Origin of the sequence: Neptunomonas sp. CHC150, assembly GCF_030397555.1 — a bacterium.
Lineage (GTDB): Bacteria > Pseudomonadota > Gammaproteobacteria > Pseudomonadales > Balneatricaceae > Neptunomonas > Neptunomonas phycophila.
This window is the reverse complement of the sequence record NZ_JAPNXU010000009.1, coordinates 143,786-158,131: the sequence shown is the minus strand read 5'-3', so window position 1 is coordinate 158,131 and position 14,346 is coordinate 143,786. Positions and strand designations below refer to the sequence as shown.

The window sequence follows — 14,346 nt, the reverse complement described above, 5'->3', positions numbered from 1 at the left end:
ATAATACCGCTACGTTTTTCAAAGCTGTACGATGTATATGCCACGTAAGTTTATAAAGAAGTACTTGCCTAATGAGTCAAGTCTTAAAAACCACAAACATCTTAGCTGGCTAGGCAGTCACCTGCATGACCCAGCCTTGTGGCATCTCACTCGGAAATCCTTTTCCAAAGCGTTTCTCGTAGGGATATTTTGTGCGTTTTTGCCGTTCCCGCTTCAAATGCTCATTGCCGCACTGCTCGCTGTATTTATGCGTAGCAATATTCCCATATCTGTCAGCTTGGTGTGGATTACTAACCCTTTCACCATTCCGCCTATTTTTTTCTTTACCTATCGAGTGGGCACTTTTTTATTAGGCTCACCTGAGCGCAACATAGAACTGAGTTTTACTCGCGAAGCCCTATCTCATGACTTGCCTGCCATTTGGTGGCCACTACTGACAGGCTCACTATTTTGCGGGATCGTTTTTAGTATAATTGGGTATTTCGTTGCGAGCCAATTTTGGATCTATTACGTCAAAAAAAGCTGGTCACTTCGCAAAAGAAAACGTAAAGATTAATTAGCTAACCTGAATCACGGCTGAGCATGCACTAGCGTTATAGAAAACCCACAAGCTAATGCACACCACCTTACGTCTACTAATGATTAGTAATTTCGACGAGGCCGCCATCGGTCAATTCAAAGATACGATCCATCTTCTTCGCCAAATCAGGATCATGCGTGACAATAATAAACGATGTATTCAAGTCTTGATTCAACTGTGACATCAATGCCTGAATCTCTGCCGCGGTTTGCCTATCCAAGTTTCCGGTTGGCTCATCCATCAACACACATGCTGGCTCAGTTACCAATGCTCGCGCTATAGCTACCCGTTGACGTTCACCACCACTTAATTGCGCTGGCTTATGAGATAAGCGATGATACAAACCGACTTTCTCAAGCAATACTTTTGCTTTATCGGCCGCCTGCGCTGGCGATTGCTTAGCCAACATTAAAGGAATAGCCACATTCTCAACCGCAGTAAACTCAGGTAGCAAGTGGTGAAACTGATACACAAACCCCAGCATACGATTTCGGATTTCAGATCGACGCTTTTCAGACGTTTGATAAAGCACTTCTCCGCCTACCGTTACCGACCCACTCGTAGGCCCCTCTAACCCACCAAGCATATTAAGCAAGGTACTCTTCCCCGAGCCCGAAGAACCAATAATGGCTATTCGTTCACCCGCACCAACAGACAAAGAAACCGACCGCAGCACTTCAACTTCATTGCCAGCTTCATTATACGTTTTACAGACATCATCACACACCATAACGGCATCTTGAGTCGCTACAAAAGATTGATCACTCATAACGTAAAGCCTCTGCCGGTTGTGTTTTGGATGCACGCCACGCGGGATACAAGGTGGCTAAAAAGCTAATTGACATAGCCGATGCTGTAATCAGCACCACATCGGACATATTTAATTGGGAAGGCAAATAGCTAATAAAATACACATCCGCTGAAAGAAACTGCACACCCAGTACGCTTTCTAGCCAAGCAACCAGATCTGTCACAGTTAGCGCGAGTAAAGTCCCTAACCCCGCACCCAGCAGCGTACCGGCAAAGCCAATAACAACGCCCTGTACCATAAAGATACGCATGATCATGCCGGGTGTAGCACCTAGTGTACGTAAAATTGCAATATCTGATTTTTTGTCGGTAACCACCATAACTAAGGTAGAAACAATGTTAAATGCGGCGACAAACACAATTAAAAACAACAGGAGCCCAATCATTTTCTTTTCCATCTGAATGGCTTGAAATAAATTGCCATGGGTACGTGTCCAATCCGAGATTAGATAATAACCTGGTAATTTTGAGCCAATTTCCCGGACTGCCGAGGGCGCTTTAAATAAATCGTCTAACGTTAAACGAATCCCCTCAACACCTTCCGGGATACGCTTAATTTTCGCAGCGTCATCAATATTGATATAAGCAAGGCTACTATCTAATTCAGCTCCTACCGAAAAAATACCAACAACTGTAAAGCGCTTAAGCCGTGGCGTAACTCCCGCAACGCTAATAGATGCCTCGGGTAGAACAAGAGTGACTTTATCACCCATACGCACACCCAAATACCGAGCTAACAAATCGCCCAGCACAATACCAAAGTTAGCCTCTTTTAATGTATCCCAAGACCCATTAAGCATATGGTCGGCAACGATGGATACCGCTTTCTCGGCTTCCGGATCAACACCTTGCACCATAACCCCTCGTACCTGCCCGGCATTGGTTAACATTCCTTGAGCATGAATAAACGGAGCGGTTCCAATAACTCGGGGATCATCCAAAACGGCACTCGAAATAGATTTCCAATCTTCAATCGGCTGATCATATCCAGTAATACTCGCATGAGGAACCATCCCTAAAATGCGATCTTTTAATTCACGGTCAAAACCGTTCATCACAGAAAGCACCAAAATAAGTGCCGCTACACCCAGCATTAAGCCAAGCATAGAGACAAGAGAGATGAACGATATAAAATGGTTATTGCGTTTTGCAGCTGTGTAACGCAAGCCCACAAAGAGGGAAAATGGTTTAAACATAATTGCGGATTAAATCACCGTTATTGGGACAACTCTAATTAAACGTTTCATTTTATCGATCCTTTACCTTAATTAGCCGTAAATCGAGGCTGGATAGGTAAAATGAAACACTATATGGTCTACTTCAGAATATGGTAAGTTTATCTTGTTATATGTTAATCACAAGTGACTGAATTTATTAGGCTAAATAACCATTATGAGCATCCTTAACGAGCATATAGACCTGATTACGACCGCATTCGATCAGTTTAGTGCCGACTTGATAGTATTTAGCCAGCAACTTGCCAACTCAACACGACCTATCTTTTTAGGCAATCCACCAGACCCTTTTCAAACAGCCAAACATCAGGCTATCGATCTTTACAGCAATATATGGCACCAGGATAACGGCGACGGACGTAAAACCAAAAGTTACTATGGCCTAGTGGGCTGTGATGACACCCTCATTAATTCAGCCCATCAGCTCAATGCCAGCAAAGCCAATCTCAAACAGGCCGTTAGTATACTCAAACAAAAAGGTTTAGCTGAATTAAATCAAACTCTACATCAACGATCGGCCATTATTAACGAAGCATTGAATAAACAGGGTTTGGGGAGGCTTCACCTTAAACAGTGTTACCGAACATTACCTATTGTTGAATCATGCCCTGAGCGTGTCCGTTTTAGCTGGTACACCAGCGGCCGTAGTATCAAAAAAATCACGGTGAAAGAAGCCATAGACAAACTACTTAAGATGGGAAGTGACAAACCTCATATTGCCCTACAACTTGATAAATTACAGCGCCTAAATAGCCACACTCCTTTGGCGCAAATTCAGTCTCAAGCTCCGCTTATACGAGCAAACTTTGCATGGAAAACAGAAAACGATCAATGGAAACGCCAAGCACGCAATTGCCCACTACCCATCCTAATTCCACTTGCAGCCAACCAAAATCTGCCTGAGTGTAACCGCTTACCCGACAAAGCACCAACAGAGCGACAGCGCGCTTTAAGAGCAGACAACCTCATTGATCCCGAGCCTTTCATACCCAGTTTGCGTATACATTTGTACTGCGGTTAACCAACAACAAAACCATCATCCGTTCTTCACCGAAACGTAACATTACCGCTCTAAGGTATGTGGAGCTATTACACATACACATCGGAGCAGATGATGAAAACAATCGCGACTACACTCTCGCTAGCCGTCGCAGTCGCCATGGCTAATGCCGCTCAGGCCGATATTTTGCCCGCTTATCAATCCGGCAGTGATTGGTTTACTGAAGCGCAAACAGCCATTGCAGATAAAACTCAGTTAGAACGTATCAAAGCAGCTAAAAACGTCATTTTATTTGTTGGCGATGGCATGGGAATCTCCACTCTCACTGCAGCTCGTATTCTAGAAGGTCAAAACAACGGGAATACCGGTGAAGAAAACCTGCTTTCCTTTGAAACGTTCCCCTATTCTGCTCTAGCTAAAACCTATAATACCAATCAACAAACACCTGACTCAGCTGGCACAATGACAGCAATGATGACAGGGGTAAAAACCAAAGCCGGTGTCATCGGTCTATCACCGGAGGCTATTCGTGCCGAATGCGAAAATAACCCCAATCATCAATTATTTACAGCGCTGGAAGCTGCCGAGCTCGTAGGGAAAGCAACGGGCATTGTCTCAACTGCTCGCCTAACCCATGCAACACCCGCGGCCACCTACGCTAAATCACCAGAACGCAACTGGGAAGATGATTCAGATATGCCAGAAGAAGCGATTGCAGCAGGGTGTACAGACATTGCCAGCCAGCTAATCGACTTTCCTTATGGTGATGGTATTGATGTAGCCATGGGTGGCGGTCGCCGTCATTTTCTACCCAATGATGCCACCGCTAACTCAATTGATGCCGTAAGCACTGTGGAAGGCGACCGGACTGACGGGCGCAACCTAGTTGAAGAGTGGAAAAACGCCCATTCAGACGGTTACTATGCCGATGTGCAAAGTGAATTTGATGCCATCCCAAATACTGCAAAAAAAGTATTCGCTTTGTTTAATGAATCACATATGCACTATGAAGCCGACCGCACAAATGACATTGGTGGCGAACCTTCTCTCACACAAATGACAGAAAAAGCCATTAATGTGCTAAGTAACGACGAGGACGGTTACTTCCTGATGGTTGAATCTGGGCGTATTGATCATGGTCACCATGCAGGTAGCGCTTACAATGCCTTGACCGATGCGGTAGAACTATCAAATGCCGTAAAAAAAGCTGTTGAACTAACCAATGATGAAGAAACACTCATCATTGTTACCGCCGACCACAGCCATGTATTTACTATTGCCGGCTACCCTACTCGCGGAAATCCAATTCTCGGCAAAGTTATAACAAACGATGGTTCAGGTGCGCCCTTAAGCGATGAGTATTTAGCAGCCGATGGCATGCCTTACACAACCCTCGGATATAACAACGGATTAGGCTATGCATCGCTCTCAGCTGAGACCGATGCTGATGCTCGCTACGACACCGGTGCCTACCCTATTTCCTCAGGCACACGCGTTGATCTCGCTTCTGTTAATACACAAGACTCTGGCTTCCACCAAGAAGCACTTGTCCCATTATCATCTGAAACTCATGCAGGCGAAGACGTCGCTGTTCATGCTATAGGACCTTCCGCTTACTTATTCCAAGGCGTCATTGAGCAAAACGTGCTTTTCCAAGTAATGAAGACTGCCATGTCAATTGACGACGAGATCTAAGGCCAGATAAAAGGATAAACATCATGAAAACTTTTAAAATGACTTTGCTGGCCACTTCAATTGCTGTGCTAGCTGGTTGTAACTCATCTGATGACAACGACGATAACAAAGTCAGTATCGCACCTAAAGACGAAGCGTCACTCGCGTGGTACCAAAACAGTGCTGCTGAAGTCACCACGGCTGAATCTGTTGCTCAAGCAATCGACAATGCTAAAGGCTCTGCTAAAAACATTATCTTATTCGTAGGTGATGGAATGGGCGTTTCCACCGTTACTGCTGGCCGAATCCTTGAAGGCCAACAGCAGGGCATGACCGGCGAAGAAAATATGCTCAGCTTTGACGATTTCCCTTTCTCTGGTCTGTCCAAAACCTACAACACCAACCAACAAACCCCAGACTCCGCTGGTACGATGACAGCCATGATGTCAGGTGTTAAATCTAAAGCGGGAGTGATTGGTGTCAGCGAAGATGTTGTGCGTGCCGACTGTGTATCCTCGCAAGGCACAGAACTAGCCACCGCCTTAGAATTGGCAGAGATAGCCGGTAAATCCACCGGAATTGTGTCGACAGCACGAATTACACACGCCACCCCTGCCGCTACTTATGCTAAATCCCCTGAACGTAACTGGGAAGACGACGGTGATATGCCGCAAGCGGCCAGAGATGCTGGCTGCTTAGACATAGCCGACCAACTTATCCAATTTGAAGATTTGCTGGAAGCACGCGTAAATGGTGGTGCCGACAGTACATACATCGATGGTATCGACGTTGTGATGGGAGGGGGTCGTCGTAGCTTTTTACCTAACGATGCTTCGGCTAACTCATTAGATGCTGTCAGCACTATTGAAGGCGACCGCACGGATGGCCGCAACCTAATCACCCAATGGCAGACCAAATACCCTACCGGCTCCTATATTATGGATCAAGCGGGTTTCGACGCTATTGATCCAACCGCTACCACTAAAGTTCTTGGCTTATTTAACGAATCGCATATGCATTACGAAGCAGACCGCGCTAACGATGGCCAAGGAGAACCGTCACTCTCTGAGATGACTAGCAAAGCAATTGACGTACTCGACAATAACGAAAATGGCTTTTTCCTGATGGTTGAGTCAGGACGTATTGACCATGGCCATCACGCAGGCAGCGCTTACAACGCCCTAACTGATACTGTTGAGTTCGCCAACGCCGTTAAGGCCGCCGTTGAAGGCACTGATCCCGAAGATACTTTGATTATCGTAACCGCCGACCATAGCCACGTATTTACAATTGCTGGCTACCCTACGCGCGGCAATCCGATTCTCGGTAAAGTCGTGACCAATGACAGCAATGGTGAGCCTCTTTCTGAACCAGCCCTAGCCGCAGATGATATGCCATACACGACGTTGGCATATACAAACGGCATGGGGTTCCATGACTTAGGCAACGAGACAGATGCTGATGCTGTTTACAGTGAGGTGATTGTTTCTGGGCGTGCTGATATTTCAGCCGTTAACACAGAATCAACTGGCTTCCACCAAGAAGCATTGGTACCTATGTCATCAGAAACACACGCCGGTGAGGACGTAGGGATCTACGCTGTAGGCCCTGGAGCACAGTTAATTACTGGAACGAACGAACAAAATATTATTTTCCATGTAATGAATCATGCAGGCAATTTATTAGAACAAGCTGAAAACAGATTATAAATGCCCACAAAGAATAGGCAGCTCCGGCTGCCTTTTTGTATTTTCGGATTAAGATGATGAAACTAATCTACGCGACTATTTCGACGGCACTTTTTACTACTGTAACATTCACCAGTGCTGCTTATGCAGACGAAAGCTGCTCAGCAAGCGCTAACAGTTTGCATGCAAGCTATCAAGCAACCCAAACACTCAACACAGAAAACACGACTCGCAACATACAAGTAGATCTTTGGAGGCAAGGCAATGTCGTTATGCACAGCTATCCAAATGGAACCGGCGATATCTGGCATAAGCTCCCCAAAAACCAAATGCGCATGGATAAATATTTTGACCAAGCTAAACGACTCATTGAGTACGAAGCGGCCGACTTAACAACGCTTGGCAAGTCGAAAACATGGGATTCAGTCAATTACCTGATTAATAAAAACTTTTTAACTCAACTTACTAAAGAAAGCGAAACAGGTTCTGGTTGCCAGATAACTACAAAATACTCCGGTGAAGTCAATGGAACCACCTACCATATAGAGTGGAACCCATCACTTGATCTGCTCGTTTCCATGAAAGCCAGTAATAAGCGGCTTATTGAAAGTTGGAATCTAGCTCAACTAGACACCCAAAAAAGCGAAGTTGAAGCCGCTATAAATCAACGCTTCAAATACATGACAACCGATTTTGCCGATATTGGTGACAATGAAGCTGACCCATTCCTAATTAAAATGATCAACCTGGGTTATATCGATCATGCACCTCAAGCGGTGTATGACGCTAATGGGAATAACATTGCCCAACCAGCTCACAGCCACGAGCACGGCCATTCGCATTAACCCCTTCTTGCATGGCTCATTGTGAGTTAGCCCCGCCATCCTATGTCGGGGTTTTTTTATGCCAAGCACTACCTAACTGTTCACTTATCGAGTGGAACCCAACTCGCCATTAATACTCTTACGTTTAATAGCCATCAGTTTTTACTGGAATACCCATGCAACGAATAGCGTTTATTATCTGTGGCAGTCTGCTCCTCTCCAACTCAGCATTTGGGGAAGAAAACCTAACCCGCTTCGCACACGCCTCCTCAAGCGACTGGCAAACCAAAGCATTTGTCGGCGAAACGCTCTACAACATAGTAGATAAAGATAACCAAACTGTTTTAAAAGCCACAAGCCACAGCTCCGCCTCTGGGCTGATATATGAGCAGAAAATAGACCTTCAAAAAAACCCCTACCTAAACTGGCAATGGCTAATCGAAAACCGTCTAGGCCCTATAGACGAACGCAGTAAATCAGGTGATGACTATGTAGCCCGTGTTTACGTGGTAATCGATGGAGGCCTAGCGCTATGGAAAACAAAAGCTTTAACCTATGTGTGGTCGAGTAATCAGTCTAAGGGGCAAGTGTGGGATAACGCTTTTGCTGGTGATGCAGTTAAGATGATCGCCGTTCGCGGGAAAGACGCCCAAACAAACACTTGGTACACAGAAAAGCGAAATGTATACCGCGACTTGATTGCACAATTCGGTGATCAAGGAAGTGACGAAGCTAACCTTAAAAAGTATCGTTATATAGACGCAACCGTCATTATGACCGATACGGATAACGCAGGAGGCTCCGCAACCGCGTACTACAGCGATATGATATTTAATTGATCAATTTATGGTTTTCCCTTTAATCCCCTTAGGCTTTAAAGGGAAAACCGTTAGCTTAAACCGCCTAAATTACTTATCGCGGTAATAGATTATGTAGAGCCTAGGTAGAATAAGCACGATTACTGCGCTATCAATAGTTTAGGCTAAGTGGTGAAACTTCTTATTACAGATTAGTTCTAAAATTACCCACTGCTTTTACTACTTCTTTAGCCCCTAATTGAATATCGTTAATCACTGACCCAGATTTATTGGATAGCTCAAGCGCTTCTTTGGCTTCACTCAAGCTACCATCTATTTGCGACACAGCTTTTTGCGTAAGCACTTTATTCTCGCTTACCACATTTATTATCTGCTCTGTCGCGGAGCTGGTTCTTGAGGCAAGCTGTCGGACTTCATCGGCTACCACCGAAAAGCCTCTGCCTTGCTCACCTGCTCTAGCGGCCTCAATAGCCGCATTTAAAGCAAGTAAGTTAGTTTGATCTGCTATGCCTTTAATACTTTCAACTAACTCAGATATTTTAGCCGATTGCACATCAAGGTTATAAATCCCTTTACTAACGTCCTCTAATTTAGCGGACAAATTATTCATTGTGTCAATGGTACTTCGGACCACAGCCAAACCATTTTCAGCATCGGCGTCAGTTTTTTGGGAGATTTCGAAGGCAATCTGTGCAGTCTCTGACATGGCTAACTCACGATTCATTTGATCGGTAATTAACGTTGCAAACTTGACTACTTTGTACAGTTCTCCATCGCTATTATGGATTGGATTATATGAAGCCTCTAACCAAATAACATCACCATTTTTATTGAAACGCTTGAAACGATCTGTTTTATAGACGCCTTTTTTCAACTGAGCCCAAAACGTCTTGTATGCGGGGGCTTCAACCTCTTCGGGATCACAAAAAATACTGTGGTGTTTCCCTAAAATTTCGTTTTTCGAATAGCCAGTTGCATTCAGGAAGTTATCGTTCGCGTCTTGAATAATACCTTCAAGGTTAAATTCTATAACTGCAGAAGAACGGCTGATAGCTAAAAGCATATCTTCTTTTTCTTGGGACTGAGAGATAGTACGGGTCAGCTCTGTAGAATAGACTGCCAATTGTCCATTAATAGGCTGAACAATACTCCTCAACCATGTTTCTGCACCGTTTTTAGCTCTAAACTGAATAGCACCATGCCAGTGATTCTTTTTATTAATGGCTTGCAACATATTCTGAATATGCTGTTTGTTCATCGACTTTTCTGACAAAAAGTCTTTAATTTTCTTACCAACGATGTAACTAGTATCATAACCAATCACACCACTAAAGGCTTCATTGACCTCTGTAATAGTTCCGTTTTCATCCACTAAAAAGTAAAGCATTTCCTCTTTTAATTCTTTTTCAATTGCGTCATACGCGGTAGCTTTAACTTGCAGACGGGAAATTTCATTTAATAATTTTTTCTTAGAAAACCACATTAAATATGTCTTCCCTATAATTAGTGGATTTTTAATAATCTAATATTTTCGCACACATAACGTTAGTTACATGACAACCTATAACTATAAGATTTATGTATCATATTGAACCTTGCCTGCACTAAATCAATGCACAGAACCAACTGTAACATCTTATTTTTGTTGGAAATTACAACAAAAAAAGATGTCTCAATAGCAATAAAAACCTTATATTTACTGATCATAGACCATAAACTGCAGAAATCAATTTTACTAAAAATTTAGTTACTTTTGTGACTGCAGATGTGATTTTAGTCATATTGAGAAACGCGGTCACACTACATCAACCCTGTGCCTGATTGCTCAAAGCGCCCCCATTGCTTAGGTGGCAAACCGTAAAGGCGCCTAAACTCCCTACTAAATTGAGTAGAGCTTACATACCCGACCTCCATGGCCGCTTGGTTCACAGTCATACCTGCGGCTATTTTGATAGCCGCACTATTAAGACGCATGCATTTTACAAACTGCACTGGCGACATCGTGGTCGCTTGTTTAAATTTTCGATGGAAAACCGCTCGACTCATTCCCACTTGAGAGGCCACCTCTTCGATAGATACTTTTTGATCCAGCCGAGAAGACAAATAAGCAATAGAGCGCGCTATTTCATTACCGACGCCAAAAGCACGGCTTACCGACTCACCAGCGGCTCCTTTTAAAACAGTGTAATACAACTCCCTAAGCCGCCCATCACCTAGAAGGGCCGCTTCTGCAGGGCTATTTGAAATTTGAATTAGGCGTAACAGGGCCTCATTGAATGGGTCATCCCAGTCAGCCAGAGTAACCCCTTGCGGGATACGTCCACCTTTCGGTTTACGAATATCTAATCCCGAACTTTCAATTTCAATCACTAATTCCGTCATCACCCGGGTATCAAGAGCGATATATACACCCAACAAGGGATTATCTAGTGACGCTGCGGGGGACCCCGCTTCTACAGGCATCGATATAGCACAACACATATATTGACTGCTGTCATAAACATGCTGTTTGCCATCTAATATGGCTTCTTTCGCGCCACTTACGATAGCCACAATCGAAGGCTCATAGACCGCAGGGGCACAACGTATAGGCTCCGTAACTCTGAAGAGCTTCACCCCTTTTATACCAGTTTCGACAATGCCATCTTCGCTAATATTTTGTTGAATGAGTTGTTTAATTAACCTTTTATCCATTTTCACAAAATATCACCACACATTGCTTTACTCAACATAGTGATACAATTAGGCATAAAATAGCGACAATATCGCCTATTTTAGGTTTTCACTGATAGCTATAGTTAATTTTCATTTCGTAATTTAATAACACGACAAAGTACTAGGCTATACCACTTAACCAACTGTCAATGTAGCCTGCTATTGAGGATTTTAAGCAATGAAAAGCACGCAACAATGTGGTGAAGCAGGCTGGACACCAGACTCTCTTGACTCACTCTCAGGAAAAACCTATGTCATCACCGGAGCCACCGCCGGAACAGGTTATGAGGCTGCACGCATACTCCTTTCAAAAGGAGCAAAAGTAGTCATGTTAAACAGGAATGTTGATAAATCAGAGGCGACAGTAAAGGCATTAAAACAGGCGATTAGCAACGAAATAGACGTTAGCTTCGTACAAATGGACCTAGCGGTAATGAGTTCCGTTCGCAAGGCTGCAGCAAAAATCATTAAAGAAGTCCCTCGTATCGATGCGCTTATCTGTAATGCAGCCATCGCTCAAGTGGCAAAACAAGAGATCACCTTTGATGGCTTTGAAAGCCAACTAGGTATTAATCACTACGGACATTTCTTGCTATGCGGTTTACTTTTCGAACAAATAGAATCATCTCAAGGGCGTATAGTGGTGGTTACAAGCGAAGGTTACAAAATGGGTTTAAAAACTATTCAGTTTGATGACATGAACTGGGATAAAAATTATCACCCCAACCATACTTACTGCCACAGCAAGTTAGCACAGATGATGTTTGCTTATGAATTACAAAACCGAATAAGACAGGCTGAAAAAAAAGTCAAAGTTTATGTGTGCCACCCTGGTGCATCTAAGACTTCGCTCATCAACCAAAAAGCTAATTTAATCTCTAGGCTCACTTGGTCTTTAATGTCTTCGACGCCCTTAGTACAGTCAGCGAGAAAAGGAGCCTACCCAGAGGTCATGTGCGCTACAGAAGACGACCTGAAACAACAGGCCTATTACGGCCCAACGGGGATCATGAATTTCGGCGGCCCTGTTGGCGAATGTAAACTTGAACCTTTCGTTTTAAATAGCGAGGTTATCACGCGTCTATGGAATATTTCTGAGAAGGAAACGTCTTTAACATGGCCTTTGTAATGATCTGCACAGGTAAATAACAGTATGAGCTAATACGCCACCAGCACCCATCCACGGATGGGTGCTGGTATGTATCATGATAATTGAGTTTCACTACTCACTTCGGTCTGCGCGTCTGAGTAAAATAAAACGCCTAACAGTGCAACTAATGTCGAGATCATCATTATGATGATAATTGGCCACAGAGAGTCATGACTCAGCAAGGCCGCAATAGCACTTATTGCAGCTGCTACAATATATTGCGTGGCTCCTAATACTGCCGCAGCAATCCCTGCATTTTTACCAAAGTACTGCATAAAACATGCACTTGAGTTAGGTACAACCCCGCCCATAGATGCCGTTGTGATAACAAAGCCAAACACCGCCAGCCAAAGGTTATTTGGAAAAAGACTGGTAGCCCCAATTAAAGTAGCAACCCCTATCAACTGTATATAAAGAAACACTTTTAATAGTTGTGCCGGCTCAGACTTGTGCAACAAATAACTATTAACCCTGTTGGTAACAGCAACACCACCAACATTTAATATAAGCAATGCTGAGAAGAAAGTTTCGCTAACATGAAAGTGCTCGATATAGGCAAAAGGCGCATTGGTTAAAAACGTCATCAAAACAGAAAAACCAAATCCTTGCGCTAATAAATAACCCAATGCTCGACGCTCTCGAAACACACTCATATAACCGCCACTGACTTCCGGCTGGGCTGTTTTAGTTTCTTTAGGCACAACCCATAAAGCGCAAATGGTAACAATGACTCCAACCACGCCTAGCGACGAAAAAATCCACCCCCAGTCTAAAGCTTTTAAAATTATTGTCCCAACCGATGGGGCTATTGATGGTGCCAACATACTTATCAACATGATCAATGAAAACAACCGGGCGGAATCCTTGCCTTGCGTATTATCACGAATGATTGCTGGGACACCGACAACAGATATCCCTCCGCCAATCGCCTGGAGCATTCGTAAGCTCCACAACATGACCAAAGAATCTGAATAAGGGATTAAGAAACTGCCTGCACTAAATACAATTAACCCAAGAACAATAATCGATTTACGGCCAAACTTATCAGATAAAGGACCACCAATCAGTTGCCCAATGGCTAAACCAAAAATATACAGACTGACTGTTACTGCAACCATCGAAATATCGGTACTCAAATCTGATGCCATCACTGGAATTGCAGATAAGTATCCGTCAGTTGCGAAAGGCGTTAGTGCCGAAATCCCAGCTAACAGAAATAAAATTGGAGCGGATATAAATTGATTCATAAGACCTCACTTTGCTTTCTAGAAAGATAGTATATGGATTTTACCTTTCTAGCAAGCTATATTGCTTATATAGCTCAGGAGTAGATTTATGATTAAGCAGACACCTGTAACCCAGGTATTACATAAAACCGAAAAAAACTGGCCCGAATCGCACCAAGAAATCTCACCCGAGATTCTGCGCATCTATCGAATTAATGATTACTTGCGTCAAAACGTTCAGATTGTTTTGGATAATTTTGGACTTCAAGCTGCTGATTTTGCTGTCTTAGAAACACTAAGAAAAGAGCCGGCCCCACACTGTTTGACGCCCACTGAATTATCAACAGCCATGCTTTTTAGCTCGGGCGGATTAACCAAAGTGTTACATCGCATGACAAATGCTGGATACATCACTCGAATCCACAACCCTCACGACAAGCGCGGAAAATTAGTTCAGCTAACAGAAAGCGGAGGGACATTAATCAATGAAGTGATTGTGAAGCTGCATTCACAAGAACAGAGCATAATGGCTGCCCTTTCAACCCATGAGAAAACAGCTTTAAACCAGTTATTAGAAAAGCTTCTAAACGTCTGGGAGGAGTAAAGTTTAAATAATGTCTAACTAA

At 43.7% G+C, this 14,346-nt stretch carries 13 protein-coding genes; 8 read left to right on the top strand and 5 right to left on the bottom strand.

The features are described from left to right. Positions 1 to 37: 37 nt before the first annotated feature. Entirely contained in the window at positions 38 to 556 is a 519-nt protein-coding gene (locus tag OW491_RS11530; RefSeq protein WP_075173465.1) for a DUF2062 domain-containing protein, read from the top strand. 79 nt (positions 557 to 635) lie between these two features. Here the strand turns inward: OW491_RS11530 and lolD are convergent, their stop codons facing one another. Both lolD and OW491_RS11520 read right to left on the bottom strand, forming a co-directional pair. Further along, positions 636 to 1,349: a lipoprotein-releasing ABC transporter ATP-binding protein LolD gene (gene lolD, locus OW491_RS11525; protein WP_290036099.1), complete on the bottom strand. Its 714-nt coding sequence runs from the start codon at positions 1,347 to 1,349 to the stop codon at positions 636 to 638. After that, on the bottom strand, positions 1,342 to 2,586 hold the full coding sequence (locus tag OW491_RS11520; RefSeq protein WP_290036098.1) for a lipoprotein-releasing ABC transporter permease subunit: 1,245 nt from the start codon (positions 2,584 to 2,586) through the stop codon (positions 1,342 to 1,344). The genes lolD and OW491_RS11520 overlap by 8 nt, the downstream gene beginning before the upstream one ends. Positions 2,587 to 2,782: 196 nt before the next feature. Between OW491_RS11520 and OW491_RS11515 the strand changes: the two genes are divergently transcribed. The 5 genes from OW491_RS11515 (at position 2,783) to OW491_RS11495 (ending at position 8,650) form a co-directional block, all read left to right on the top strand. Continuing rightward, a complete protein-coding gene (locus OW491_RS11515; RefSeq protein WP_290036096.1) occupies positions 2,783 to 3,646 on the top strand; it encodes a DNA replication terminus site-binding protein in 864 nt (287 codons plus the stop codon). A gap of 90 nt (positions 3,647 to 3,736) precedes the next feature. Then, entirely contained in the window at positions 3,737 to 5,320 is a 1,584-nt protein-coding gene (locus tag OW491_RS11510) for an alkaline phosphatase (RefSeq protein ID WP_290036094.1), read from the top strand. A gap of 23 nt (positions 5,321 to 5,343) precedes the next feature. Next, positions 5,344 to 7,008, top strand: a complete 1,665-nt coding sequence (locus OW491_RS11505; protein ID WP_290036092.1) for an alkaline phosphatase — start codon at positions 5,344 to 5,346, stop codon at positions 7,006 to 7,008. Between the two features lie 53 nt (positions 7,009 to 7,061). Beyond that, complete coding sequence (locus OW491_RS11500; RefSeq protein ID WP_139303134.1) at positions 7,062 to 7,832, top strand: hypothetical protein; 771 nt, start codon at positions 7,062 to 7,064, stop codon at positions 7,830 to 7,832. Between the two features lie 155 nt (positions 7,833 to 7,987). Next, the gene (locus OW491_RS11495; RefSeq protein ID WP_290036089.1) at positions 7,988 to 8,650 is read left to right on the top strand and encodes a DUF3047 domain-containing protein; all 663 of its coding nucleotides are present in this window, start codon (positions 7,988 to 7,990) and stop codon (positions 8,648 to 8,650) included. Positions 8,651 to 8,813: 163 nt separating this feature from the next. Here the strand turns inward: OW491_RS11495 and OW491_RS11490 are convergent, their stop codons facing one another. Continuing rightward, positions 8,814 to 10,112 carry a PAS domain-containing methyl-accepting chemotaxis protein gene (locus OW491_RS11490; protein ID WP_075172005.1) on the bottom strand — a complete coding sequence of 433 codons (1,299 nt, stop codon included), beginning with the start codon at positions 10,110 to 10,112 and terminating at the stop codon, positions 8,814 to 8,816. 317 nt (positions 10,113 to 10,429) lie between these two features. After that, positions 10,430 to 11,323 carry an AraC family transcriptional regulator gene (locus tag OW491_RS11485; RefSeq protein WP_290036152.1) on the bottom strand — a complete coding sequence of 298 codons (894 nt, stop codon included), beginning with the start codon at positions 11,321 to 11,323 and terminating at the stop codon, positions 10,430 to 10,432. A gap of 199 nt (positions 11,324 to 11,522) precedes the next feature. Here OW491_RS11485 and OW491_RS11480 point away from each other — a divergent pair, with 199 nt between their 5' ends. Next, a complete protein-coding gene (locus OW491_RS11480; protein ID WP_290036086.1) occupies positions 11,523 to 12,473 on the top strand; it encodes an SDR family oxidoreductase in 951 nt (316 codons plus the stop codon). A gap of 74 nt (positions 12,474 to 12,547) precedes the next feature. Here OW491_RS11480 and OW491_RS11475 read toward each other — a convergent pair whose 3' ends face one another. Further along, positions 12,548 to 13,741 carry a multidrug effflux MFS transporter gene (locus OW491_RS11475; RefSeq protein ID WP_290036084.1) on the bottom strand — a complete coding sequence of 398 codons (1,194 nt, stop codon included), beginning with the start codon at positions 13,739 to 13,741 and terminating at the stop codon, positions 12,548 to 12,550. 88 nt (positions 13,742 to 13,829) lie between these two features. Here OW491_RS11475 and OW491_RS11470 point away from each other — a divergent pair, with 88 nt between their 5' ends. Continuing rightward, positions 13,830 to 14,324 (top strand): MarR family transcriptional regulator, encoded by a 495-nt coding sequence (locus OW491_RS11470; RefSeq protein WP_215152662.1) that lies wholly within the window; start codon positions 13,830 to 13,832, stop codon positions 14,322 to 14,324. Positions 14,325 to 14,346: the final 22 nt, after the last annotated feature.